At 45.9% G+C, this 24,531-nt stretch carries 25 protein-coding genes, 1 tRNA gene and 2 pseudogenes; 22 read left to right on the forward strand and 6 right to left on the reverse strand.

Going from position 1 to position 24,531, the window contains the following annotated elements; translation table 11 throughout:
• Positions 1–28: 28 nt before the first annotated feature.
• Entirely contained in the window at positions 29–1,414 is a 1,386-nt protein-coding gene (locus tag VX941_02325) for an MmgE/PrpD family protein (protein MEE2932243.1), read from the reverse strand.
• Between the two features lie 63 nt (positions 1,415–1,477).
• Complete coding sequence (locus VX941_02330) at positions 1,478–2,272, reverse strand: phosphosulfolactate synthase (protein MEE2932244.1); 795 nt, start codon at positions 2,270–2,272, stop codon at positions 1,478–1,480.
• Between the two features lie 142 nt (positions 2,273–2,414).
• Here VX941_02330 and VX941_02335 point away from each other — a divergent pair, with 142 nt between their 5' ends.
• From VX941_02335 to VX941_02365, 7 genes and pseudogenes are all read left to right on the forward strand, one after another.
• Positions 2,415–3,815 carry a nodulation protein NfeD gene (locus VX941_02335; GenBank protein MEE2932245.1) on the forward strand — a complete coding sequence of 467 codons (1,401 nt, stop codon included), beginning with the start codon at positions 2,415–2,417 and terminating at the stop codon, positions 3,813–3,815.
• Positions 3,816–3,818: 3 nt separating this feature from the next.
• Complete coding sequence (locus tag VX941_02340) at positions 3,819–4,571, forward strand: slipin family protein (GenBank protein MEE2932246.1); 753 nt, start codon at positions 3,819–3,821, stop codon at positions 4,569–4,571.
• A 94-nt stretch (positions 4,572–4,665) separates the two neighbouring features.
• The gene (locus VX941_02345) at positions 4,666–6,324 is read left to right on the forward strand and encodes a thiamine pyrophosphate-dependent enzyme (GenBank protein MEE2932247.1); all 1,659 of its coding nucleotides are present in this window, start codon (positions 4,666–4,668) and stop codon (positions 6,322–6,324) included.
• A gap of 33 nt (positions 6,325–6,357) precedes the next feature.
• Positions 6,358–6,705, forward strand: coding sequence for a hypothetical protein (locus VX941_02350; GenBank protein MEE2932248.1), 348 nt, complete (start codon positions 6,358–6,360; stop codon positions 6,703–6,705).
• 746 nt (positions 6,706–7,451) lie between these two features.
• Positions 7,452–7,676, forward strand: coding sequence for a hypothetical protein (locus VX941_02355; GenBank protein ID MEE2932249.1), 225 nt, complete (start codon positions 7,452–7,454; stop codon positions 7,674–7,676).
• A 6-nt stretch (positions 7,677–7,682) separates the two neighbouring features.
• On the forward strand, positions 7,683–7,814 hold the full coding sequence (locus VX941_02360; protein MEE2932250.1) for a hypothetical protein: 132 nt from the start codon (positions 7,683–7,685) through the stop codon (positions 7,812–7,814).
• A 15-nt stretch (positions 7,815–7,829) separates the two neighbouring features.
• Positions 7,830–8,063 (forward strand): annotated as a pseudogene (locus VX941_02365) (putative 2OG-Fe(II) oxygenase).
• A gap of 130 nt (positions 8,064–8,193) precedes the next feature.
• On the opposite strand, the gene VX941_02370 reads toward VX941_02365, so the two are convergent.
• Both VX941_02370 and VX941_02375 read right to left on the reverse strand, forming a co-directional pair.
• Entirely contained in the window at positions 8,194–9,396 is a 1,203-nt protein-coding gene (locus VX941_02370; GenBank protein MEE2932251.1) for a CoA transferase, read from the reverse strand.
• A gap of 257 nt (positions 9,397–9,653) precedes the next feature.
• A tRNA-Ser gene (locus tag VX941_02375) sits at positions 9,654–9,743 on the reverse strand.
• A gap of 303 nt (positions 9,744–10,046) precedes the next feature.
• On the opposite strand from VX941_02375, the gene VX941_02380 reads away from it, so the two are divergent.
• Both VX941_02380 and VX941_02385 read left to right on the forward strand, forming a co-directional pair.
• Positions 10,047–10,424 (forward strand): VOC family protein, encoded by a 378-nt coding sequence (locus tag VX941_02380; protein ID MEE2932252.1) that lies wholly within the window; start codon positions 10,047–10,049, stop codon positions 10,422–10,424.
• A gap of 140 nt (positions 10,425–10,564) precedes the next feature.
• Positions 10,565–10,741, forward strand: coding sequence for a hypothetical protein (locus tag VX941_02385; GenBank protein ID MEE2932253.1), 177 nt, complete (start codon positions 10,565–10,567; stop codon positions 10,739–10,741).
• 106 nt (positions 10,742–10,847) lie between these two features.
• Here VX941_02385 and VX941_02390 read toward each other — a convergent pair whose 3' ends face one another.
• Together VX941_02390 and VX941_02395 are read right to left on the reverse strand one after the other, a co-directional pair.
• Entirely contained in the window at positions 10,848–11,117 is a 270-nt protein-coding gene (locus VX941_02390) for a hypothetical protein (GenBank protein MEE2932254.1), read from the reverse strand.
• 93 nt (positions 11,118–11,210) lie between these two features.
• The gene (locus VX941_02395) at positions 11,211–12,104 is read right to left on the reverse strand and encodes an alpha/beta hydrolase (protein MEE2932255.1); all 894 of its coding nucleotides are present in this window, start codon (positions 12,102–12,104) and stop codon (positions 11,211–11,213) included.
• 132 nt (positions 12,105–12,236) lie between these two features.
• Between VX941_02395 and rplU the strand changes: the two genes are divergently transcribed.
• From rplU to VX941_02460, 13 genes and pseudogenes are all read left to right on the forward strand, one after another.
• Entirely contained in the window at positions 12,237–12,725 is a 489-nt protein-coding gene (rplU, locus tag VX941_02400) for a 50S ribosomal protein L21 (protein MEE2932256.1), read from the forward strand.
• 6 nt (positions 12,726–12,731) lie between these two features.
• The gene (gene rpmA, locus VX941_02405) at positions 12,732–12,986 is read left to right on the forward strand and encodes a 50S ribosomal protein L27 (protein MEE2932257.1); all 255 of its coding nucleotides are present in this window, start codon (positions 12,732–12,734) and stop codon (positions 12,984–12,986) included.
• A 103-nt stretch (positions 12,987–13,089) separates the two neighbouring features.
• Positions 13,090–14,082, forward strand: a pseudogene (gene obgE, locus VX941_02410) (GTPase ObgE).
• A 47-nt stretch (positions 14,083–14,129) separates the two neighbouring features.
• Positions 14,130–15,272 (forward strand): glutamate 5-kinase, encoded by a 1,143-nt coding sequence (gene proB / locus VX941_02415; GenBank protein ID MEE2932258.1) that lies wholly within the window; start codon positions 14,130–14,132, stop codon positions 15,270–15,272.
• 7 nt (positions 15,273–15,279) lie between these two features.
• Positions 15,280–16,560, forward strand: a complete 1,281-nt coding sequence (locus tag VX941_02420; protein MEE2932259.1) for a glutamate-5-semialdehyde dehydrogenase — start codon at positions 15,280–15,282, stop codon at positions 16,558–16,560.
• Between the two features lie 216 nt (positions 16,561–16,776).
• The gene (locus tag VX941_02425; GenBank protein ID MEE2932260.1) at positions 16,777–17,466 is read left to right on the forward strand and encodes a nicotinate-nucleotide adenylyltransferase; all 690 of its coding nucleotides are present in this window, start codon (positions 16,777–16,779) and stop codon (positions 17,464–17,466) included.
• A gap of 64 nt (positions 17,467–17,530) precedes the next feature.
• Positions 17,531–17,890 carry a ribosome silencing factor gene (rsfS, locus tag VX941_02430; GenBank protein MEE2932261.1) on the forward strand — a complete coding sequence of 120 codons (360 nt, stop codon included), beginning with the start codon at positions 17,531–17,533 and terminating at the stop codon, positions 17,888–17,890.
• Positions 17,891–17,897: 7 nt separating this feature from the next.
• Entirely contained in the window at positions 17,898–18,359 is a 462-nt protein-coding gene (locus VX941_02435; protein ID MEE2932262.1) for a 23S rRNA (pseudouridine(1915)-N(3))-methyltransferase RlmH, read from the forward strand.
• A gap of 78 nt (positions 18,360–18,437) precedes the next feature.
• On the forward strand, positions 18,438–19,994 hold the full coding sequence (gpmI, locus tag VX941_02440) for a 2,3-bisphosphoglycerate-independent phosphoglycerate mutase (GenBank protein ID MEE2932263.1): 1,557 nt from the start codon (positions 18,438–18,440) through the stop codon (positions 19,992–19,994).
• On the forward strand, positions 19,978–21,183 hold the full coding sequence (locus VX941_02445; GenBank protein MEE2932264.1) for a peptidoglycan DD-metalloendopeptidase family protein: 1,206 nt from the start codon (positions 19,978–19,980) through the stop codon (positions 21,181–21,183). Before gpmI ends, VX941_02445 begins: the two co-directional genes overlap by 17 nt.
• Positions 21,184–21,343: 160 nt before the next feature.
• Positions 21,344–22,687: a S41 family peptidase gene (locus tag VX941_02450; protein ID MEE2932265.1), complete on the forward strand. Its 1,344-nt coding sequence runs from the start codon at positions 21,344–21,346 to the stop codon at positions 22,685–22,687.
• On the forward strand, positions 22,684–24,006 hold the full coding sequence (locus tag VX941_02455) for a divergent polysaccharide deacetylase family protein (GenBank protein MEE2932266.1): 1,323 nt from the start codon (positions 22,684–22,686) through the stop codon (positions 24,004–24,006). Before VX941_02450 ends, VX941_02455 begins: the two co-directional genes overlap by 4 nt.
• A complete protein-coding gene (locus tag VX941_02460) occupies positions 24,003–24,488 on the forward strand; it encodes an RNA pyrophosphohydrolase (protein MEE2932267.1) in 486 nt (161 codons plus the stop codon). The genes VX941_02455 and VX941_02460 overlap by 4 nt, the downstream gene beginning before the upstream one ends.
• Positions 24,489–24,531 lie beyond the last annotated feature (43 nt).

A 24,531-nucleotide genomic window follows, 5' to 3' on the forward strand; every position in this document is an offset into this window, starting at 1 on the left:
CGATCGGGCTGAGAATACCCAGAATTTGCTAAATGCGAAATGCGGACAGCCCATTCAGGTTTTTTAAAGCCGCAATCTCAAGACAGTAATCTTGCAATTGATTAGCCAAGCTATTGTCCCAACCACCATATTCACAATTTGCATGAAACTTGGACGTTAATTCTTCCTCGGTGAGGGGCTCGACCGGACCTCCACGCATATGCGGTTGCGAATATTCATGCACCGTACCGTCTTTCATAACAGCCTTGAGATGACCGGTATAGTTTGCTGGATACTCGTTATTCGGATCGACTACGTAAAAAACTTTCCGCGCAATTTCGGCAGCTATTGGATTTTTATACTTGTCCTTGGTGAATTGAGCCAGCCCTGCGGCACCCTCCGCAAAAGAAATTCCAATGCAGTATGGAACCGAAAACTTACCTGCGTAGGGTGTCGGAATATTTTGTTTTAACTCGAGGGGCTCCCATAAACGGTGAACAGTACCTTCTCCAACATTACATTCGATTTTTTCAATAGCGTTGTGATCAACACCCTCATCCCTCAACCGAAGGGCGCAATCAATAAATGGTTGTGTCATAGTTCCGCAAGCATACGATTTAAAAGTAATCTTATCTGCAACCCAGCTACTTCCAAGATCTTTTGTAACCTTGCCGAAGTCCTGCTCAATGTCAGGATGCGCAAATGCCGCGAAAGCTCCGTGTTCGCCCTCAAACACATATTTCGGCCCAAAAAATCCAGCTTGACCCAGAAGTGCGGCCCGAAGTCCAGCTTGTGCATTCCAACCAGGATGCATGCGTTTCGTCCAGCTGCCATCGCCGAGATATTCTATAATGCCAGCAGCCAGACTTCCGGCAGTGCCCAGCGCATCCACAGTCTGCTTTTTACTGAGACCGAGACTAACAGATGACCCTAGAGTTGCACCAAAACAACCAAGGACGGCGGTAGGATGAAAAGATGCGCGGTGCTGAGCGGTCGGCGCTACAACTGCCAACCGACAGGATAGCTCGATGCACGCGGCAATACCGAGCATGAGTTTTTCACCGGACAACTCATAACGCTCTGCTACGGCAAATAATGTTGGTAGACCCACAGCACCACCAGCGTGCATTGGGGAACCCTCGGCAGTATCATCGTAATCTTCACCATGGGCAGCCGTGCCATTTATAAAGGCTGCATCAGATGCAGAAAACCCATTTTTATGCCCAAGGGCAGTGCACGAACCAGAACTATCGGATGAAGAGACTATCGCTTTTACATAGTCCTCATTTCGAGCTGCAACCATCAACCCAGCACCATCCAGCACGACTTTGGTAACGATGGCCTTTACCGACTCGGGCAAATCTTCGTATTTTAAATTCGCCGACCAGTCAGCAATAAGCTCTGAGATCGATGACCCGGTTTGCTGCTGTGCCATATTTTGCCTCCATTATTGCGCAATAACCTTCCTGCAGAACTGAGCTTCTTCTTTCAGTCTGTTTTATTCACCAGAGCTGGCCACAAGGCCAAACAATCCGTGTTTGCGAATATTCCGCCTCATTAATTCAAGATCAATAACTTGATCGTAATCTACGTCGAGATTTACAATATTCCCTAGCGTGTTGATGTAAAATGCCTGTGTACCGCCATCCTTAGCTTGGAAAATCAGATCTTTAACATCGAAAGCTGCGGCTATGTTCAACATCAAGTCCTCTTTGCGATCCTCAACTCCCTCACTAACGCCTTCTCCCTGAATAAGTGTTTTCCATGCGCCAGCCTTAAAATAGGCCTCGATCTGTTTATTGATGTAGCTTAGGCTGTGTGTCCAATTATCATGCCCCTTTTGCCCTGCCTCTGCTACAACCTTTAAACCAGCATCGGAAGCCATCATAATGAGACGACACTTGTCGTCGATAGACATCGAAACTTGTGCTGATGATACCTCTACGGCGTCACTACCTAGGTCTTTGACCTTTCGATAAAATTTTTCAGACTGGCCCTGAAGAAATGCTGCTTCTGTTATATCTCCTGCAAAGAAGACCTCAACACCGCTCTCGTGGAGGTGATCTATTTTATTCCGCAAAAATTTCTCCGTTTGAAGACGGAAAGCGCCAATTCCTATTTTCATCATATCGACAAAGTCACCAGCCGATTGCATTAGATCAACTTGCGCATTCATACCAACACCCCGATCGGCAACGATGGTCATACCGCAATCCCGTGGCTTCGCTGGCCGTGGCGCAACACGTATAAAACTAAACGCCTTATCATCAAGTACTTCACTTGGATTTTCCATTTTTTCCCCCTACAGTAGGATTTAGCCTTGATAGGCCTACCTTCTAAACAAAACCATAGTTATCAACTCTGCCTATCAGCCGAGTTATCGAGACTGACACAACATGCTCCACTAAACTGTAAATAACGTTAAAGGGGTTCACTTGATTATCCGGACAACACTTTTCGGCATTTTTCTAATTCTAGGTACCATGATGTTAGCAGTGGCGAAAGAGGAAAGGCCTACCCCAATAAAAAGTGCCGCTATTATTACCGTCGACGGTGCTATAGGCCCCGCAACAGTAGAATATTTAAAACGCGCAATGAAAATTGTTGTTAAAAAAAGTCATGAGTTGGTCATTCTAAGGATTAATACTCCCGGTGGGCTTGTCGATAGCACGCGAAAAATCAACGCCATGATTTTAAATGCTCCTGTGCCAATTGTGGGTTATGTCTCGCCGTCCGGAGCACACGCAGCCAGCGCTGGTACCTATATTCTTTATGCTACCCACATTGCGGCAATGGCTCCGGGGACAAATCTCGGTGCGGCTACCCCCGTGCAAATAGGCGGATCTGGTACTCAAGGCAATAAACCAAAGGTTGAAAAGAACCCAAAAAAAGATCTTGAGCGGCAAAAAACCAGCAATGGCACTAGTGTTTCACCAAAAAAAAGTACCATGCAAGCCAAGGCGATCAACGATCTAATTGCCTACATCAAAAGCTTGGCTGAACTCCATGGCAGGAACTCAACATGGGCAGAAAAAGCCGTAACTGAAGCGGCCACACTTACCGCAACAGGGGCCCTGAAAAATAACGTCATCAACATTATTGCTAAGGACGCAAATGAGTTGTTGATGAAACTTCACGGACGTTCGGTCGAGCTAAGGAATTCGCCCGTCACACTTAACACTAAAAATATGGCCGTAGACCATATTGATCCAGATTGGCAGATACAATTGCTTTCTATCGCTACTAACCCAAACGTTGCGTTCGTCATGATGCTAATTGGTATCTACGGTATCATCTTTGAGTTCTGGCATCCGGGCTTAATAGGGCCGGGGGTAATTGGCGGAATCTGCCTGCTTATAGGTTTGTATGCCACAAACATGCTACCCCTTAACTACACTGGTGCCGGGTTGCTAATCTTGGGAATGGCATTCATGACTGCAGAGGCATTCCTTCCGTCATTTGGTATATTGGGCATCGGTGGCATAATTTCGTTTATTTTTGGCAGCATTTTACTTTTTGATACAGATTCGCCCGAATTTCAATTGTCATGGATTGTCATTTTATCATCGGCGTTGTTCTGCTGTGCCTTATTGTCGTTCATTCTTAGCTACGTTTGGCGCAGCTTTAAGCGCCCAGTCATTTCGGGGACTGGAAACTTGATCGGCACGATGGCCGAAGTTCTTGAATGGTCAGATGATGAAGGATCGGTCAGAGCTGAAGGTGAACGGTGGAAAGCATCTGGAATGCGTGGTTTAAAAAAGGGACAGAAAGTAAAGATTGTCCAATTAGTAGGGCTAAGTGTCGTAGTTACCGAATTAGATAGCAAAGAAAGTTAAAAAATGGATACATTTTACGTTGTGACGCCAGTCATTATTTCAGCCATCATTATTTTAGCCGCTTCAATCAGAGTTCTGAGGGAATACGAGCGTGGTGTCACTTTTACGCTTGGTCGTTTTACCTCGGTAAAAGGTCCTGGAATAATACTGCTGGTTCCAGTCGTACAAACAATGAACCGAGTTGACTTGCGCACCCTTGTAGTTGATGTGCCAACCCAAGACGTCATCTCAAAAGATAACGTCTCAGTCAAAGTCAATGCCGTTATTTATTTCCGTATTGTCGAACCATCAAAGGCTATTATTCAAGTCGAAAATTACCTCGCTGCTACTAGCCAGCTTGCTCAAACAACATTACGTTCTGTTCTCGGCAAACATGAACTCGACGAAATGCTATCGGAACGAGATAAACTAAATACGGACCTACAGGAAATCCTCGACACTCAGACCGATGCCTGGGGTATCAAGGTTGCTAACGTCGAGATAAAACATGTTGATATCGATGAGAGTATGGTTAGGGCAATCGCTCGTCAGGCAGAGGCTGAGCGAATACGCCGTGCAAAAGTAATTAATGCTCTTGGCGAACAAGAGGCTGCGGAGAAACTTGTAGAAGCCGCCCACGCACTTGCGAAAGAACCGCAAGCAATGCAATTACGTTACCTGAGCAGTCTTCAAGACATCGCCAGCGATAAAACCAACACAATAGTATTCCCATTTCCAACAGAATTCACAAAAATGCTAAAAATCTCTAATGACTAGATCCCAGCATTTCTTTATTTAATCAATAGGAGGCACTTCCTATTCGGTTGCGCCCTAAGTATTGCGTCTTTTTTTATCCTTGGAGGGAAGTCTAATGACTACCGGTGCAGCTCGCGTAATTGCTGGAACACTCAACGCCCAAGGCGTCGATGTAGCTTTTTGCGTCCCAGGGGAAAGCTATTTGCCGCTTACCGATGCTTTCCTAGAATACCCAAATATGAAGTTGATAGTCTGTCGTCATGAAAGTGGGGCAGGTTTCATGGCGATTGCGCACGGCAAAGTCACTGGTAAGGCCGGAGTGTGTATTATTAGTCGCGGACCTGGTGCAATGAATGCTGCAATTTCACTGCATGTTGCATACCACGATGCGGAGCCAGTGGTATTCCTAGTCGGGCAAGCAGAATTGGATGAACTCGGCCGCATGGCTCTGCAAGAAATGAACTACTCTAAGACATTTTCTGACACGGCAAAACTAGTTATTGAAGCTGTTGATCAAAAACGGCTCGGAGAATACATTGCCCGCGCTTTTCATGTTGCGGAAACTGGCACGCCGGGCCCAGTTGTTGTCGTATTGCCCGAGGATCTTCTTTATGGTGATAGTATCTCAGAAATAATTTCACCGGTGCCACGACCAAAAGCCGGACCGTCTCGTGCCGATGTAAACCGTGCTCTAGACATGATCCGAAGTGCAGAACGTCCACTGGCTATCGGGGGGGGTAATATTAAAGGCCCCGAAGCTATGGCAGCATTAACGAAGTTTGCCGAGACCTTTGATATACCGGTAGCAGCCCCTCAACGACGGTTTCACATATTCGATAGCAAGCACTCTCATTGTGCGGGAAGACTGCCAAATAGGGCCCCTGCTGAGCTCTTAGAGATTATGAAAACCACTGATCTGATGCTAATAATTGGTGATCGTGGTGGACCGTCCATGAGCCAGAACTTTACTTTTCCGCGCGCACCAGTTCCTGATCAACCTCTTATACATATATGGCCCGACGCGGAAGAGATTGGGCGACTTTGGCATCCAACACTCGGAATTGCCTGTGATTCAACAGAGTTTTTAAATAGCATGATAGAAGCTGGAGGAGGTGGTAAGGACCGCAAGAGCTGGGTAAAAAAATTGAATGATGCACACAAAAACGTCATGCGCTGGAGACCAGTCTCATCGAACGACGGTGTTGTATTCGGGTCTGTGATTCAAGCCATTGGCAATCACCTCACTGAGGATGCTATCGTAACTACGGACGCGGGTAACTTCTCAAGCTGGCCATCACGCTTTCTTCATTTCACACAGCGGAATGATTTCCTAGGTGCTACAGTTGGCGCGATGGGCCCCGGAGTTCCTTGCGCGGTTGGTGCTGCTTTGTCGACCCCTGGTCGTCAGGTTGTGGCATTCTGCGGCGATGGAGGCGTTATGATGACCGGCCAAGAACTTGCGACGGCCGTCCAATACGGAGTGCCGTTAAAACTTTTCATCGCAAACAACAACGCCTATGGGACTATTCGCATGCATCAAGCTAAAAACTTTCCGGGACGTATCACGGCAACAGAACTCCAAAATCCTGACTTCGTTGCGTGGGGAGAGAGCTTTGGTGCTAAGGGCTTTCTTATCGCGAATGAAGGAGAGGTTGATCAAGTTGTTGCCGCTGCCTTCGCCCATGACGGGCCTTCAGTAATTGAAGCCCGCATAAGCTTGAATCACATCTCACCTTCGGCAACCATCGAGGAGATAGAATCCCGAACCGCATAACATCCCATTTCTTCTGACAAATACAAAAAGTCCATGTCTCTCACGAAAACCAACCAAGGCATCTTCAGTAAAGCGAAAAATGCGCATGAGGACGGGCGTTTTGAAAAGGCGGAGTCTCTATACAGGCCTATTCTGAAGACCACGCCAACTCATCCAGAGACTTGTAATTATTTAGCTCTTCTATTGCACAATAAAGGGGAAGGTAAAAGTCCGTTGTCCCTTTTAAAAATGTCACTTGAAGCAAACCCTGGGAATTTAGATACTCAGGGTAATCGGGCAGTTATTCTGGAGTCGTTTGGCGAGAAAGATACCGCTATTCTCCAATATCGTTCAGCACTCACAGGTTCGCCCAGCAATAGCGATATTGCACTTGATCTTTGACGATTGCTCGGGGCAGAGGGTAACTTTGACGCAGCACTAGCCATTGCACTTACTACACGGGAACAAAATCCCGACGATAGTCAACTACAACTTGAGACTGCGCGCCTCCTCCAATAAAATGGAGATGGGGCCGAAGCTGTCACAATAACGCAAAACCTTATCCAGAATTTTCCAGATAAGGTAGACCTTAAACTTCAATTAGGCCAACTTCTGCAAGACCTTTACCGCATAGATGAGGCTGCTGATCAATATCGCTCCGCAATTCAGTGCGAAAAAACCAATGCGCTCGGACACTACAAGCTTGGCAGGTGCCTTGCTAAGAAGGGTGATTGGACCGACGCAGTTGCGATGTAGTGAAAAGCACTGGCGTTAAGGACCGAACAACCGGAAATTCTGCTATATCTATTACGCCCATTAAATGAGGTTGGAGAACGGGAGGAGGCAATAACATTTTCCCGAAAGGCTTACGTCGCACAGCCGGATTGTTGGGGGCGAGACATAACCTCAGGAATCCTTTTATAAGAGGTAGAACGCTATGAAGAATCGGCCGCCAAGTTTCATAACGCTATGGAGTATCATCCAACTAGTGTGGACGTCGCAGCGCTAGCACAATGTTTACTTGCACAGGGGCGAACCCTTGCTGCTCAAAAAATTTCAGATGAACATCTAAAGAAATGCCCGGGAGACACGCATGTCTTAGTTATTCACTCTCTAGTTTTAGAAGCCCTGGGCGACGAGAGAGAGAGGTGCGCCGACTTGTTGATTTTCAAAACCTAGTGCAAAAAACACGTGTCCATCCTCCAGAAAAATTCAAGACCAAAGATGACTTCAACACAGCGCTAGCCAACCATATCTTAGCGCACCCATCGCTGACGCTTATGAAACGCGAGATGGCTACCACTCGGGAGAACTGTTTGAGACACCTATGGGGCCATTCAGCTCTTACCGCACTGTTTCGGAAACGGCTGTGAAAATATATGACTAAAATGCCAAAGGATCCATCTCATCCATTCATATTGGGCGCACCCAAAGACTGGTGGCGGCGTGCTTGGGCAGTTATACTAGATGGCGCGGGCCGTCAGATTAGTCATGCACACAAACCTGCCTAGCTTAACGGTGTTTATTACTTGCAGTTACCGGCAGTAGTTAACAATGGGAAAGATAAAGAGGGGTGGATTGAGTTTGGCACACCTCCCCATGACTTTCCTATTCACCTAAACCCTAAAACTTTTTTCATACAACCGGAGGTTGAGAAATTTATTTTATTCCCGGGATATATGTTCCATCAGACCGTACCAACAGAAGTATCTGAGCGGCGTATCAGCGTTGCCTGCGAAGTAATACCTGAGCCTGGATAAAACTGTTCTCGGATTTTTAAACCAGCAGCCAGCTATTCCAGCACCATCGAAATAGCTACTACTCACGGAGAAATCTATGCCCAAAATCGAAGAAACTTTTTTTGACCTATGTCGCCGTGTTAATCCAATTCTATATTATTTCATTTTTTTTCAGTTCCTGCATTTCCGCTTGATCTAAGCCAAGCTCATCACAAAACACCTCTTGATTATGCTGACCCAAAGGCGGACCCGAATGTCGTATTTTGGCTGGTGTCTTCGATAAAAACGGAAAGGCATTAGCCATCCGAATAGGCCCCAATTCGTCATCTGGAACAGTGACAATATCGTTCCGAGCTTTATATTGAGGGTCCTCAAAAATTTGTGCAATATTGTATGCGGGCCCAATAGCAGCCTCAGCGTTTTCGAATTTTTCTAAAACTTCGTCAAGATTGCGCTCCCTAATCCAGCTAGCAACAATCTCATCAACTTCGTCGATATTCTCGACCCTTCCCTGTGGCGTCGCAAACCGGGGATCATCTGCTACTTTTTCTCCACCACAGAGTGTCAGCACCCGTTTTACGATTGCAGGCGAGTTTGTCGAAATTGCTACCCAATGGCTGTCTTTTGTCTGATAAGTGTTACGGGGTGCGTTATTCTTTGAGCGATTACCCATGCGCTGCTGCACAATACCCAACTGATCATATTGTAATGGCTGAGGACCCAGAACCTGAAACATTGGCTCATAAATCGATAGATCTATGAATTGCCCCTCGCCCCCATGAACATCACGATGGTAAAGCGCATACATCACTGCCGAAGCGCCGTAAGATGCGGCAATACCATCTGCGAGCCCAAAATTTGGTAATGTTGGCGGGCCACTAGGCTCACCTGTGATATTTGCAAAACCGCTGAACACCTCTGCTATGGTGCCAAAACCAGGCCTCTTTCTGTATGGTCCAGTTTGTCCAAAACCAGTGAGCCTAACCATCACAAGTTTGGGGTTTATCCGGCTCAAATCCTCATATCCCAGCCCCCATTTTTCCATCGTTCCCGTGCGGAAATTTTCGACTAACACGTCAGCATCAGCAATCAATTTTTTGAACAATTCCTGACCACGAGATTTCGAGAAATTCAGAGTAATACAGCGTTTATTGCGGTTAGCCATTTTAAACCAAAGTCCTACCCCTTTTTTCTGATAACCTGTTTCGCGGAGGACATCACCACGTGGGTGCTCAATTTTCAACACCTCGGCGCCAAAATCAGCCAGATGCATCGCAAGCGTAGGGCCCGCTATTACGGTAGCCGCATCAATCACTTTCAAACCACTAAGGGGCGGAATTTCCATTGTATTCATGCCAGGCACTCCGAAAGATTAAAAAACTATTCATAATAAACTAATTAGCAGATCTCGCAGTCCTAAAGTGCCGCGCCACGTTCCTTCGGTGTGTCATCATACCCTAAAAATACCCTAAAAAGGCCAGTGTTAAGATGGATCAAAATCCCAGGGTTGGGAGAGAGAATGAGAAACCTGATTTCACCACTTTAATCTGGGCCTTTTTTAATTGTTTTTTATCCTAATTGCACACTAACTCAGTAGGATACATACAAAAATGGCGGAGAGAGAGGGATTCGAACCCTCGGTGAGGTTACCCCCACACCGGTTTTCGAGACCGGCACATTCAACCACTCTGTCACCTCTCCGCAGATTATTTTTCCATTCCAGCTTCGCACCAATATCGGGTTAACGTGATCATTTTGAATATTTATAATATGTTCCCAGACCAATTACCTGCGCTGAGAGTGATATTCCCTAAACACTGCAGTTTGTACCGAAAACTGTCAAGATTTGAGCGGCGGTCCGACGCCTCTGGTTGCTGCTGATTAACAGTTATACCCAAACAGGGCAGGGCCAGATCTCGGTTCTTATCTGCTTAAACGCCTCCACAGAAGGGATGCACTTAATAAGAGAGCAAGCCTTTATTTCAGGTTTGTGTTTTTCTCAAAATGCAACGATCACAAAAGATCAGGAATAGTGGTGATCCAAAACAAAGTTATAAATGTATTTCAAATATGGAAAACGTTCGAACTTTTCACCACGCCGCAGTTTCAGTTGACAATGTCGCTGTTGGGATACAGTGGTATACCCGTACTTTGTCGGCACATGTTCTATACCAAGATGAAACGTGGGCTCTTTTATCGATTGGCGACACCCGCATTGCTTTAGTCATTCCGGAAGAGCATCCCCCGCACCTTGCCTTTGAATGGTCAGGAGCAGGAGACTTTGGTTCCCTTGTGGACCACAGGGACGGGACTTCCAGCCTTTATATAGAAGATCCTTTTGGCAATAAAATTGAACTGATGGAACCAAAAAACGGAAAATGATACGTCAGAGGCTACAAAATAGAACGCCAAGAATTTTTAGGTGGGTGCGCCAATGCCTTTCACCTTTCGACAAAACATGAAAGCTGCAATTAGTCCTTACGGCCGGCGCATCCAGCCATCTTCAAGCTCAGGAGTATCTAATGGCGATAACAAACGATAATGGAAATACTTCGGTTGATTTGAACGCCCTCGATCCCGATCCAGACAAACGGGTTTGGGAGTATGATGGGGATGGCAATCGTATATATAAAGAGAATCAAGGGTTCATTGCCAAGCGTCTCTACACGGCGATACGGTCATCAGGAAGGCATGGTTAGTTGAACCGACTATGAAAGTTGTTGCTCTAATGACAGCGATATTTATATCTGTTAGCATCTAGAAACTCGACGGTGTGTTTCGCTAACTGGCAAGAGTTATGGTTCGTTAGAAATGTTTAACGATAGCCCGATTCAGGCTTAATGTTCCTCCTATTCGGTTCAGGCATATATCATTAGGCAACGTGGCTTCTAAGTCGCGTGCGATTATGTCAAAAGTCTGGCTACCAACAGGAATTTCATCTTTGTCATAGTTAAGCCTAAATAAAATATCTCTCTCCAACTCTTGTTTTGGATCACTTTTCCCATCAACAGAGATTAGATAATCCAAGGTTATTGAAATACGGAGAGGATGTGCAGTATTTTCGTTAGCGTGCATTGTTCATCCTAAAAAGCTCAATTTTTTCTTTTATGAAAAAAGCGTTGCATCATTAAATTTGTAACTTAACCTAAGTGCTAGTTCGATTGCGTGTCATTTGCTGATACCTCCATTTTTCCCACGAACTCTAGGATACTTGCCGGTCTTTAGGAAAGATACTGCATCGTTAAGTGTTGATGCCATACCTGTAAAAGGGAAAGTAAGTGAACCAACGGTAAGCCCGTGTCCAACACCCTCATAAATAACTGCAAATGCCCTATTGCCTAGCTCGTTCATTCTATGGGCCAAAGCTACACTGTTTTCTGGCGAGACAGCAGTGTCGTGGCTCCCGTGGATGAGTAAAGCATCTGGAGCACCACGCCCCACCCTCACTACAGGACGTGTTAAGTTCTCTGCAACCCCCTCAAACACATCTTTCACCGAATGAACCTTTGAAGGGTAGAATGCATATGGACCCGACAAACCAACCCAACGCCCAAGGGTATCCTTACCTAAATTAAATTTCCTGAGATACTCTTCGTCAAGAACGAGTAATGCAGCTATGTGGGCACCGGCGGAGTGCCCCATCAAATGAATATTTTTATTTAGCCCTCCATATTTTCCTATGTTTTCTGTAACCCATGCAATAGCCTGCGCACCATCGTGGACAAATATTGGAAATTTAACTTCGGGATACAACCTGTAATCGGATATCACCACAACGAAACCTCGCTGTGCGAGAGCGTGCCCCACGAACGCATAGTTTTCTCTACTGCCCCGCTTCCAACTGCCTCCGTAAAAAAATAAAATGGTCGGCAACGACCCTTTCATCCGAACTGGACGGTAAATATCCAACCGCTGTTTTTCATGGGATCCATATGAAATTGCAGTGCTAACACTTACATCCTCACTATTTGCCAAAAAATTTATCATGCCAAAAGGTGAGCATGCGCTTATGCCAAACGCAGTCACGGCGGCCCCGACCAGAACCTTTATTACCATCTTCATATAAAACTATACGCAGAAAATTGTGTTGTGGATGCGAGAAATTCCTCCAAAATCGTTGACTTGAACAGTTTGCGGCGTATAGTCGCGCGTTACTACAGAGGTGAGGTGCCTCTTTAAATATAGGTCACACTCATGAATGAAGATAAAAAAATGTTTGCAGTAATCAAAACCGGTGGAAAACAATACAAAGTTGCCGAAGAGGACGTAGTTCAGGTTGAAAAGCTGGATGCGAAGACTGGCAGTAAGATAGCTTTTGATAACGTTCTGATGGTTGGTGATTCTACATCCAGCACTTTTGGTACACCCTTAGTGGAGGGTGCAAGTGTTTCTGGAACAGTCATGGAGCAAGGTCGTGAAGATAAGATACTAGTTTTCAAGCGCAAGCGACGCCAAGGATATCGCCGTCTGAAGGGTCATCGGCAGCACGTGACTTTGGTCAAAATAACAAATATCATGACTAAAGATAAAAAAGACTTACCCCCGAAAAAAAAGGCTCTCTCAAAAGACAAGCCTGAGGGAAAAGTTACAGATAAGAAAAAGAAAACCACAACAAAAAAGACCAGTTCAAACAAAAAATCAGCCGCAAAAAGACCTGAAAGCGGCGATATAATCAAGGAATAATTGCAAATGGCGCATAAAAAAGCGGGTGGAAGCTCAAGAAATGGTCGCGATTCTGAGGGACGTAGGCTGGGTGTAAAAAAGTATGGTGGAGAAACCGTCATTCCAGGAAACATCATCATACGGCAACGCGGCACTAAAGTGCATCCAGGACATAATGTTGGGTTAGGGAAAGACCATACTTTGTTTGCAACGGCAGAGGGCACGGTCAAGTTCCATAAAACGCGAGTACGAACAACCGTACACGTAGAGCCCACCGGGTAAAAACGTCCAGCACCTTATAATGGCTGGACGGGGGATGGCTTGCCATTCCCCTTTTTTAATGTGTGCTTAATTTCACACACATCTGATCAACAGGAAACAAACGATGAAGTTTCTTGACGAGGCAAAAATTTTTGTGGCTAGCGGCAAAGGTGGTGCAGGCTGCGTGTCTTTCCGTCGCGAACGCAATATTCCCCGTGGCGGTCCTGATGGCGGCGATGGAGGAAGAGGTGGAGATGTCATTGTGCGCGCCAAACCGGATCTCAACACACTGATAGACTACCGCTACCAACAGCATTTTCGCGCCCAGTCTGGTAAACACGGCATGGGGAGACAACGATTTGGAGCTGATGGGAGTCCTATTTATATCGATGTACCATTGGGCACCCAAATCCTTGAAGCAGAAAGCAGGGCTCTTATCGCTGATATTGTCGAACACGGACAAGAAGTAACTATTTTATCCGGAGGTACAGGCGGACATGGTAACTTACACTATAAGTCCTCTACAAACCGAGCTCCTCGTCGTGCAGAACCCGGGGCCGAAAATAACGAAATGTGGATTTGGCTACGCCTCAAATTGTTTGCGGACGCAGGTCTAGTTGGCCTTCCTAATGCAGGAAAATCAACATTTCTCGCATCCGTCACTCGGGCGAAACCACGAATAGCAGATTACCCTTTTACCACTCTTCATCCTCAGCTTGGTGTAGTCCATACAGACGAAAGAGAGTTTGTGGTGGCTGACATTCCTGGACTTATCAAAGGTGCCAGTAAAGGCCTTGGTCTTGGTGATAAGTTCCTTGGTCATGTTGAACGATGCGGCGTTTTATTGCATCTAGTAGATGGAACTACTGACGATGTGGCTAATGCGTACGAAACTGTGCGGGTTGAGCTAAAGACCTATGGTAATGGGCTCCATGAAAAACACGAATTAGTTGCGCTTACAAAGATTGATGCACTCAACGCACAAGTAATAGCGGAAAAGCAACGGCTTTTGAGCATGGCCGCCGGCAAAGAAGCTCTCGTATTCTCCAGTGTCTCAGGCAAAGGAGTAAAGTCTGCTTTGCGTTCATTGCTCCGTCACATCCCTCTATCCGACAATAAAATGGCAGAAGAAATAGAAGTAGAGAAGACGACCGGGTGGACACCATGAAATATCAGTTGATTAATGCCAAACGCATCGTAATCAAAATCGGCTCGTCATTATTGGTCGACAATGAAAGAGGCGAGATCCGAGAAGATTGGCTTGATGGCCTTGCCTGTGATCTGTCTCACTTGCGAGCCCGTGGGCAAGAAGTCATGATTGTTTCGTCGGGTGCTATAGCACTCGGGAGAGGAAAATCGGGCTTATTAAGTACACGCAACCTTCGTCTTGAAGAAAGCCAGGCCGCTGCTGCGGTCGGCCAAATACTGCTTGCGCATGCTTACCAGCATATACTTGAGCGCCATAATTTAAACATCGCACAAATTCTACTGACACTGGAAGACACTGAACATCGAAGAAAACACTTAAATGCTCGAAATACACTCAACCAGCTTCTTAAATTAGGAGTTGTGCCGGTAATAAATGAAAATGATACAGTAGCGACAAGCGAAATTCGTTTTGGCGATAATGACCGCCTTGCTGCACGAGTTGCCGCTATGACTAGCTCAGATTGTCTTATATTACTTTCCGATATTGATGGGCTTTATGACTCTGATCCAAGACAAAACCCACGCGCATTACATATTGCCGAAGTCAATGAAATTACCGAAGATATAAAAGCCATGGCTGGAAATGCTCCAACTGGTTATTCGTCTGGCGGCATGATTACGAAACTCGACGCAGCCAGCATCGCTATGGATGGTGGTTGTGATATGGTGATAACCGATGGAAAATGTATTGAACCCTTATCAATGTTAATGCGCGGCGGACGGGCGACTTGGTTCAATGCCAATTCCTCACCACGAAAAGCACGCAAAAAGTGGATTGCGGGTATGGTGAAGACGAACGGTGAAATCACTGTTGACAACGGGGCCGCCGAAGCTCTGAGCAAAGGAAAAAGCCTTCTGCCCGCAGGTATAACCCGTATCACCGGAAATTTTGCCCGAGGGGATGCAGTTTTATTACGTAACAGTACTGGCCATGAGATAGCGCGCGGTTTAAGCGCATATTCAGCTTCCGAGGCAAAAAAAATAAAAGGCCACAAGAGCGGTTCGATAGAAACCATCCTTGGCTACCGGGGATGTGATGAAGTGGTGCATCGTGATAATCTAGCGGTAAAGCGATCAACCTCAAAGAGGAGTGAATGAACAATAAATGAGCGAGAAGACCGAGAATTTTAAAGATATAGCCGCGTGTGTGCGCACTATCGCTGCGTCAGCGCGAACAGCAACACGCGAGCTGGCATTGGCTTCTTCTATTGCCCGAAATAATGCACTTGTCCATGCTGCTGATGCCATTCGTGCAAATAATCTTGCGATAAAAACTGCAAATGTCACCGACATGACCTTCGCCAAAAAAAAGGGCGTTAATGGTGCCATGCTCGATAGGCTCATGCTTGATGATACTAGGATTGAAGCCATAGCAAACGGCTTGGAAAGTGTAGCTGAGCTGCCTGACCCTCTGGGAAGGGTCTTGGGCAACTGGCACAGGCCAAATGGGTTAGAAATATCACGCGTTAGCGTTCCACTAGGCGTCATAGGCATCATTTACGAGAGCCGCCCTAACGTGACTGCAGATGCAGGTGGTCTTTGCCTTAAATCGGGAAATGCAGCAATTTTGAGAGGCGGATCTGAAAGTCTATATTCCTCAAAAAAAATAGCATCGTGTTTGCGAAAAGGTCTTACGGCTGCTGGTTTACCAGCAAATGCTGTACAACTAATCCCAACCCGGGATCGTGCAGCCGTTGGAGAAATGCTTAAGGCAGTTGGTTGCATCGATGTAATCATTCCACGTGGAGGCCAATCACTTACGGAACGTGTCATCACGGAGTCAAAGGTGCCAACGCTTGCCCATCTTATTGGTAATTGCCATGTGTATATACATACTGATGCGGAGATAGAAATGGCACTCCAAGTAACTGTCAATGCTAAGTTGCGTCGACCAGGAATTTGTGGTGCAGCAGAATCACTTTTAATTGATCGTGCCGTAGTTAAAAAGATATTACCTAAATTAACAGATAATCTATTGAGTGGTGGGTGCACACTACGCGGCGATCGCGAATGCCGTAAAATTGAGCCTCGCATAGAATATGCGAGTGAGCAGGATTGGAGTACGGAGTACTTGGACAAAATCATTTCGGTAAAAATAGTTGAGGGAGTGGACGAAGCGATCAATCACATAAATCAGTATGGCTCAAGCCATACTGAGGCCATACTCACGAATAATAATGATGTGGCAACTCATTTTCTTAACGGTGTTGATAGCGGGATTGTAATGCATAATGCATCCACGCAATTTGCAGATGGCGGTGAATTTGGAATGGGGGCTGAGATTGGAATTGCAACGGGGAAGTTGCACGCCCGAGGACCTGTAGGGGCAGATCAGCTCACCAGCTACAAATATCATGTTCGAGGTAATGGTCAAACTAGAGCATAAGTTCTATTTACTAGCTGCATCTTCGCCTTTTGTATGTGAGATGTCTGTTCCCGCAAATAAATACAATGACAGGTTAGTAGAATGCACCACAATACTTTCTTCTCACCAGCGGCTCAAATCGTTTGGAATTAATGCTGTACTTCATGACAGCGGGCCCGAGACAGTAGGAATTGTGAGCTAAGGTATCGTTATTGTTGGAAAGAGGGGCTTTCTGTCTTGAAAAACTATCGTTTTCCTTTTCCCGGTCGTAGAGTTGGTTTGTTAGGAGGCTCCTTTAATCCAGCTCATCGTGGTCATCGTTTAATCAGTACCGAGGCGATTAAAAGACTACGGTTAGATGCGGTGTGGTGGTTAGTCACTCCTCAAAACCCGTTAAAAAGATGCAATAATTTGGCTGAGCTCGAAGAACGATTGAACTATGCCAGCAACTTCGCCAACCACCCTCGCATATGGGTCACTGATCTGGAACGCAAGCTTGGTTGTCAATATTCAATTGACACCATCAGAAGGTTGAAACGAAAATTCCCTAAACGCAGATTTGTGTGGCTTCTTGGAGCTGATAATCTAACACAAATGCCACTCTGGCAGAACTGGTCCAAAATTTTCGACTCAATCCCCATTGCGGTTTTCAATCGTCCATCATATTGTCATCAAGCATTGGCCGGGTTAGCAGCAGAGCGATTTCGGAGATCTCAGCTTAGGGAGAAATATGCACGGTGTTTGATAGATACGGCGCCACCTGCGTGGATGTTTATGCACACCCCAGCGGACCCAACCTCATCAACAGAGATCAGGAGCATTCAAAACCAAAAGTCCAAATCCCATAAATTAAATAAACAGGATACTCTAGTTAGGCATCAATTCGACACAGACTTGACCAAACATAGCGACCCAAAAAGCGAATAGGAGGATAGATACCATAAACAAAGTAATTAAGCGACCTCGCGACTGTAACCACCTACTTGAAATCATTCATAGTTCTCTTGAAAATAACAAGGCAACCGATCTAGTTACGATTAATGTTGAGGGAAAAACAAGCCTAGCTGACTATATGATTATCGCGTCTGGTACCTCCAGCCGTCACGTTAACGCGCTGACTGAACATTTACGCGAAGACCTTAGGGGCGCTGGCCTCAAACGAATACAGGTCGAGGGCGACCAGCACTGTGATTGGGTATTGGTGGATGCCGGGGACATTATAGTGCATCTTTTTCGACCTGAGGTCAGAGACTTTTACAGGCTCGAACGTCTATGGGATCACACTTTTGATGATCAAAGCACGTCTAGCAAAAACGCTCCAAGCCCCAGCGATAGCATCCTAACGCACTAAGTCGACTATGCGTATTCTAATAGCTGCAATAGGTCGCTTTCGAAATGGCCCTGAATATGATCTATACCAAAACTACGTAAAACGCTTACGCTGGCCAATCGAACTTAGAGAATGTGAATCCAAACAAAGATTATCGATGCCGGCGCGTAAAAAAGTCGAGGAACGCCTTTTAGTAGGAATAATTCCTAAAGCGGCTGTTGTGGTGGTGCTGGATGAGGGAGGCACAAATCTTTCAAGTGTTTCCTTAGCAAAAACAATGGGAGCATGGCAAACCGATGGCCGTTCCACTGTCGCTTTTTTAATCGGTGGGCCAGATGGGGTCACTGATGCACTCCGTCAACGAGCAGATCTTTTACTGTCTCTTGGCGCTGCTACTTGGCCTCATCTTCTGGTACGCCCATTACTTGCTGAACAGTTGTATCGAGCGGAGACTATTCTTAAAGGACATCCATACCATAAAAGGGGATGACTAAAATTCGTTGCTCGAAATTTGAAAGCAGGTAGTCTTAACCTAAATAATATCCATTACATTCAAGAGTAAAACAGCATGAATAATAAATCTCAATCTAGACCGGTGGTGCTATGCATTTTAGACGGATGGGGTGAGCGCAATGAGACTCAAAACAATGCGGTAGCATTAGCAAAAACACCGGTGTGGGATAGGCTCAACAAAACTGTGAAAGGTAGTCAGCTTCAAGCCTCAGAGCAATATGTCGGGTTACCTCCCGGTCAGATGGGAAACTCGGAAGTAGGGCACATGAATCTCGGGGCAGGCCGTGTGGTCACACAGGACCTGCCGCGGATTGATCAGGCGATAGATGATGGCTCTTTACATGATCATAAAATTTTATCTGATTTAGCTGAGAAAACAAAGATAGCGGGGGGGCGTATTCACCTAGCCGGCCTTTTGGGCCCCGGTGGAGTGCATTCACACCAAAAACATATAATAGCGTTGGCAAAAGTTCTCCTGTCAAAAGGTGCGCAAATCACGCTTCACCCTTTCCTTGACGGTAGAGATACTCCACCAAAAAGTGCAAAGGATTATCTCACAGATTTGCTTGAACAGTTGCCAGAGGTAACAATTGGCACTTTATGTGGCCGTTACTTCGCGATGGATAGAGATAAACGCTGGGACCGCGTGAATAAGGCCTACACTCTGCTAGCAGATGGCGCTGGCGAACGTGCTGTCGACCCCTTAGCTGCAATTGAAAAATCCTACCTTAAAGGTATTACTGATGAGTTCTTGCAACCTGTTGCAATTGGCAATTATAACGGAATCAACGATGGTGATAGTTTTTTGATGGCAAATTTTCGCGCAGACAGAGCGCGCGAGATTTTGTCGGCCCTGCTCGATGATAAATTCGATGGATTTAGAAGAAGCCGTATCGTCTCATTAACCCAAGCTGTCGGTATGGTTGACTACTCACAGACATTGCAAGCATATCAGAAAACACTTTTTCCTCCTCAGACCCTCAAGAAAGTAATGGGAGAAATTGTGGCAACCGCAAAATTGAAGCAGCTTCGCATAGCGGAAACAGAAAAATATGCGCATGTTACATTTTTTTTTAATGGAGGTCAGGAAGCACCCTTCGACGGAGAGGATCGTATCCTTGTGCCCTCCCCAAAAGTAGCAACCTATGATTTAAAACCGGAAATGTCAGCAACTGAAGTCACTGATAAATTAGTAGCAGCAATACAGGATGGTAAATATGACTTCATACTAGTCAATTACGCCAATACTGATATGGTGGGACATACTGGTATTTTAAAGGCAGCAATAAGCGCAGTTGAAGCCGTAGATGTTTGTGTGGAAAGGGTGGAGGAGGCCGTTAAAAAAGCTGGTGGAGTATTGGTGGTTACCGCAGATCACGGTAACGTCGAAACCATGCTAGACAGTGAAACTGGTGAACCACATACAGCGCATACGTGCAATCCCGTTCGCTGCCTACTTGTTGGAGATAATTTAAACGAAGTACGGCTCGAAAATGGGAAACTCGCCGACATAGCACCGACTATGTTGGAGTTAATGGGTCTTGAAATTCCCTCAGAAATGTCCGGAAAATCCCTTTTGCGATCGACTGGCGCCCATGAAACCTCAGGCTAAAAGCCAAATTACTCTGCTAGTGATAGCTGCTATAGTTTGTTTTGCAGCAACTATGGAGGCTTCATGCGCATGGGCCCAAGAATCGCGTGTCCTGAAAGAAATCGAAGGAGAGATCGCATCCGACCAAGTTCGTCAACGCAAACTTGAACAGCGGTCCAAGATAATCGATGCTGAAATGGCAAGCCTCAGGAATCAAATGATTTCTACTGCCGATGCTGTTCAAGCCCAAGAAGCACATATGACACGCATCGAAGAAAAATTACAGTTTTTGCAAAAAGATGTAACCGCAAGGCGTGAAAAACTCAAACTCAGCCACAAACAAATGCAAGGCACGCTCGCTGCGATTGAACGACTTTCTCGTAATCCACCCGAAGCATTATTTCTTGCTCCGGGGAAACCGATCAACGTTGTGCGCAGCGCTACACTTTTGCGCGCTGCTGTGCCTCGGATACATTCGCGAGCACGAAATCTGCAGAAAGAGGTAAAGGAATTAGATACGTTACAAACCGCGATGTTAGCACAGTTTGAAAAGATGGCCACAGCAACACAAGCACTAGAAAATGAGCGCCAAAAGATGCGTATTTTAGTTTCCCGCAAAGCCTCCCTTCGCCGCCTTACCGATGTGGAGAAGGCACGGATCGCGCGACGCGTTGCACAACTAACAGCGCAGGCGCAGTCTCTGCGGGACCTCTTTAACACTTTGCAAAAAAACGGGGCGACGGATAGAAGACTCCCTCCAAAGCCAAAAGCTCGCAAAAATAAATACCCCAATGCCATTCGTATTTTCCCGGCAAGTGGTGGCGTTCGATTGCCTGCGCGCGGTGTTATCGTAAAATCTTATGGGCAGCCCTCAGGGCGCGGGAACACCGCAAAAGGACTCACGATAGCTGCTCGCGCTGGAGCACAGGTCATAGCTCCTTTTGACGGCAGAGTCGCATTTTCTGGACCATTTCGTGGTTATGGAAAAATAATAATAATAGAACATCGGGGTGGCTATCACACTCTTTTGGCTGGTCTTGGAAGGCTCGATAGCTCGCTAGGACAGTGGTTATTGGCTGGAGAGCCAATCGGCGCAATGGCTGGCACATCAGGGAAGAAAGCAATGCTGTACCTCGAACTGCGGCGACGTGGGAGACCAGTAAACCCGTTACCTTGGGTAACATATAAAACCGTTCGCCGCCGCGGCTAAGGCTAGGCTATTATGTATGAAAGAAAATAGCTTCAGCTTGACTTACATTTATGTTCTCTCCGACTGCTTGAAAGGAATGACAGTGATAAAGGAAATAAAAACAAAGGTTGCAAAGGGATGCCTCACTTTCGGACGGTTTTTTATAATTTTCAGCGCCTTAATGTCCTTTTCTACACCTGCATTGACCACAAGCTTAAAGAACAAAACTGACACATACCAATTGTTAGAGTTATTTGGGAACGTTTTTGAACGAGTACGTAATGACTACGTTGAAGAAATATCTGACGAAGATCTAATTGAGGCTGCAATTGAGGGAATGCTTGGGCACTTGGACCCACACTCTAATTTTCTTAATAGAAAAAAATTTAAAGAAATGAAGGTTCAGACACGTGGTGAATTTGGCGGACTAGGAATCGAAGTGACCTTAGACCAAGATACGGATATGATAAAAATTGTCTCGCCAATCGACGATACACCAGCATTTAGGGCCGGCCTCAAAGCCGGCGACCTCATTTCACATATCGACGGCACGCCTGTCCGCGGCCTTTCTTTGTCGCAAGCAGTCGAGAAAATGCGCGGCCGCGTCAACACCGACATCAAAATAACAATAAGACGCAACACAAAGAAACCTTTTGATGTGAAAATTACTCGTGCTCGCATTCGAATCCAATCAGTTCGGTCCCGCGCAGAAGGTAAGGTAGGGTATATACGTGTTACTAATTTCACCGAACAAACTACACGCGGAATAAAGAACGCCGTAAAGAAGCTTAAAAGCACTATTGGTGCAAACATTAAAGGGTATGTTCTAGACCTGCGTAATAATCCGGGGGGGCTTTTGGAGCAAGCTGTAAGTGTCAGTGACGTTTTTCTGAATCAAGGTGAAATCGTATCGACGCGCGGTCGTGATATAAAGTCAGCTCAACGTTTCCAAGCTAAGGATGGAGACGATACCGGAGGCTCGCCGCTGGTAGTACTCATAAACGGCGGATCCGCGTCAGCATCTGAAATTGTGGCAGGCGCCTTACAAGATCATCGGCGAGCAATTATTCTAGGGACTAAGTCCTTCGGAAAGGGTTCTGTTCAGACCATTATCCCATTAGGCCAGAATGGAGCAATCAAAATGACCACCCAACGCTACTACACTCCTAGCGGCCAATCAATTCAAGCCAAGGGAATAAGTCCAGACATTATCGTTCAACAGGCAAAACCTGCGATTATCAAACGTCCGAATATTCGGAGTGAAGCATCTCTTCGAAACTCTCTTAGAAATGAATCCGAAGGCGAGAAGAAAAACAAGAGTGAGAAAGACAGACAGAAATCAAAAGATAAAAAATCGCTTGAAGGATCAGGAAATAAGCAGATAGAGGGACCGGGTGCTTCAGGGGAAAAACACACCCCAACAAGAGGTACGCCAAAAATTCAGGATTATCAGCTGTCACGTGCTCTAGATCTTTTGCGCAGTTTATCATTATTGAAGCAAACCCGAGTGGGGATAAATAATTGAGTTTGATTAATACACTTAAAACTCTGCCGCTGCGTCTCAACCTATTTAAACGTAAATCTGAAGTTGAAAACGGTCCAGACGAAGGAGGGTCTGCCGATAGGAAGAGATTTCGTATACCCAAGCTTGAACTCGGCATATTTAAATTCAGATCAAGTCAAGATGCCGAACAAGAAATGGCAGAAATATTTGGCCTGCCACAGCCTAAAAAACCACTTTACAGGTCCCCCCTATTTTTGCTTATCAGCGGCGTAGCCGTTGTAATTAGTTCTGTTCACATATGGTTTTTCTCAGAAAACGAAAACCTAGGGAAAGAGGTACATATAAAACAGCCCCGTGCCGTGATAAAACTCTCGAATAGGTCAGACGTATCTGACCAACCCATTCCCGTGAATGGTAAAAATGAGTCGGAGACTCCTAAACTCAAGCTCCAGAGTCCTAGCATTAAATTGAATGACCCGCCAAAGCTGGCGCAAACACTTGAGCCAATCGCCCGCATTCCCGCCAAAAAGCCAGCACTAGAACTTCGATCCCACCCCGACCCAGGTCTAATTGAGAGTAATGCCCTTGGGCCACTGCCCATTATTGGCGAAGGTGGTAGAAAGCCGTGGCAGGTTTACAGCCGTCCATTTGACCAAACCGATACGCGACCTCGCGTTGCAATTGTGTTCGTAGGATTGGGAGTTTCAGCAATAGCTACCAAAACAGTGCTAAAAGAAATACCTAGGCCCATTTCACTTACCTTTGCACCCTACTCAAGAGGTCTCAAGGATTGGATAAGCGCCAGCAGAGCAGCTGGTCACGAAGTTTTAGTGGATTTGCCATTGGAACCATTCGAATACCCCAAGAATGACCCCGGTCCTTATACACTTTTAACAACTCTCCCAGAGGATCAAAACAACTACCGTTTACGTTGGGTTTTGAGCCGTCTTACCGGCTATGTGGGCGTTAGTACTTTCATGGGCAGCAAATTCACGACTAAACCAGCCAAGTTACGGCCTGTCATTAAAGAGCTAAAGACGCGCGGATTAATGCTACTAGACGTTCGCGAAAATCCTCTAAGTTCAGCAGCTAGTATCGCGGAGAGACTGGAGACGCCATCCGTTGCCCGGGATTATGTTATTGATGACACTCTTACCCAACAAGGTATACGAGCTCGTTTAATGCAGACAGAACAATTGGCAACTAGTCGAGGCTATGCAGTTGCTATCGCCCGACCATACCCCTTGAGCATAATTGAGATAAAGCGATGGACTGACCAAGTCGAGGATCGTGGTTTAGCATTAGCGCCTATAACAGCCATCCTTCGAATGCAAAAATGATGAAAAATAAAAGAAATGACCCTCGTCCATACCGACCTTGCGTTGGTATGGTGTTGATTAACAGTCACAAACGTGTTTTCGTTGCCAAACGAATTGATACACAGAGCTCTCATTGGCAGATGCCCCAAGGTGGCATCGAAGATGGGGAGACACCAGTTGAGGCAGCTTTTCGGGAACTAAATGAAGAAATTGGCACCAATAGTCTTGAATTAATAGCAGAATGTCCTGATTGGTTTTCGTACGATCTACCACACAATATTTCAAAAACAGTGTGGCAGGGCCGTTATCGTGGGCAAAAGCAGAAATGGTGCGCCTTTCGTTTTCTGGGCATTGACAGCGATATAAATATTCAAACGAGAAGTCCTGAATTCTCGGATTGGCGCTGGGCTGAGGCTCAGCAGCTGCCAAAACTCGTTATCCCTTTTAAAAAAGACGTTTATGAGCGTGTGATAAGCATATTCCAGCCTCTATTGGTTGACTGAAAATTATACCTTACACCTAGACAAATTTCTAATATTTATATTA

This window comes from Pseudomonadota bacterium (assembly GCA_036339585.1).
GTDB lineage: Bacteria > Pseudomonadota > Alphaproteobacteria > UBA8366 > UBA8366 > UBA8366.

Excerpts from the sequence above, each read along its gene's own strand:
- VX941_02325 (MEE2932243.1), bottom strand. The coding sequence starts at position 1,414 with ATGGCACAGCAGCAAACCGGGTCATCGATCTCAGAGCTTATTGCTGAC.
- VX941_02330 (MEE2932244.1), bottom strand. The coding sequence starts at position 2,272 with ATGGAAAATCCAAGTGAAGTACTTGATGATAAGGCGTTTAGTTTTATA.
- VX941_02340 (MEE2932246.1), top strand. The coding sequence starts at position 3,819 with ATGGATACATTTTACGTTGTGACGCCAGTCATTATTTCAGCCATCATT.
- VX941_02345 (MEE2932247.1), top strand. The coding sequence starts at position 4,666 with ATGACTACCGGTGCAGCTCGCGTAATTGCTGGAACACTCAACGCCCAA.
- VX941_02350 (MEE2932248.1), top strand. The coding sequence starts at position 6,358 with ATGTCTCTCACGAAAACCAACCAAGGCATCTTCAGTAAAGCGAAAAAT.
- VX941_02360 (MEE2932250.1), top strand. The coding sequence starts at position 7,683 with ATGACTAAAATGCCAAAGGATCCATCTCATCCATTCATATTGGGCGCA.
- VX941_02370 (MEE2932251.1), bottom strand. The coding sequence starts at position 9,396 with ATGAATACAATGGAAATTCCGCCCCTTAGTGGTTTGAAAGTGATTGAT.
- VX941_02380 (MEE2932252.1), top strand. The coding sequence starts at position 10,047 with ATGCAACGATCACAAAAGATCAGGAATAGTGGTGATCCAAAACAAAGT.
- VX941_02385 (MEE2932253.1), top strand. The coding sequence starts at position 10,565 with ATGGCGATAACAAACGATAATGGAAATACTTCGGTTGATTTGAACGCC.
- VX941_02390 (MEE2932254.1), bottom strand. The coding sequence starts at position 11,117 with ATGCACGCTAACGAAAATACTGCACATCCTCTCCGTATTTCAATAACC.
- VX941_02395 (MEE2932255.1), bottom strand. The coding sequence starts at position 12,104 with ATGAAGATGGTAATAAAGGTTCTGGTCGGGGCCGCCGTGACTGCGTTT.
- rplU (MEE2932256.1), top strand. The coding sequence starts at position 12,237 with ATGAATGAAGATAAAAAAATGTTTGCAGTAATCAAAACCGGTGGAAAA.
- rpmA (MEE2932257.1), top strand. The coding sequence starts at position 12,732 with ATGGCGCATAAAAAAGCGGGTGGAAGCTCAAGAAATGGTCGCGATTCT.
- proB (MEE2932258.1), top strand. The coding sequence starts at position 14,130 with ATGAAATATCAGTTGATTAATGCCAAACGCATCGTAATCAAAATCGGC.
- VX941_02420 (MEE2932259.1), top strand. The coding sequence starts at position 15,280 with ATGAGCGAGAAGACCGAGAATTTTAAAGATATAGCCGCGTGTGTGCGC.
- VX941_02435 (MEE2932262.1), top strand. The coding sequence starts at position 17,898 with ATGCGTATTCTAATAGCTGCAATAGGTCGCTTTCGAAATGGCCCTGAA.
- gpmI (MEE2932263.1), top strand. The coding sequence starts at position 18,438 with ATGAATAATAAATCTCAATCTAGACCGGTGGTGCTATGCATTTTAGAC.
- VX941_02445 (MEE2932264.1), top strand. The coding sequence starts at position 19,978 with ATGAAACCTCAGGCTAAAAGCCAAATTACTCTGCTAGTGATAGCTGCT.
- VX941_02450 (MEE2932265.1), top strand. The coding sequence starts at position 21,344 with ATGTCCTTTTCTACACCTGCATTGACCACAAGCTTAAAGAACAAAACT.
- VX941_02460 (MEE2932267.1), top strand. The coding sequence starts at position 24,003 with ATGATGAAAAATAAAAGAAATGACCCTCGTCCATACCGACCTTGCGTT.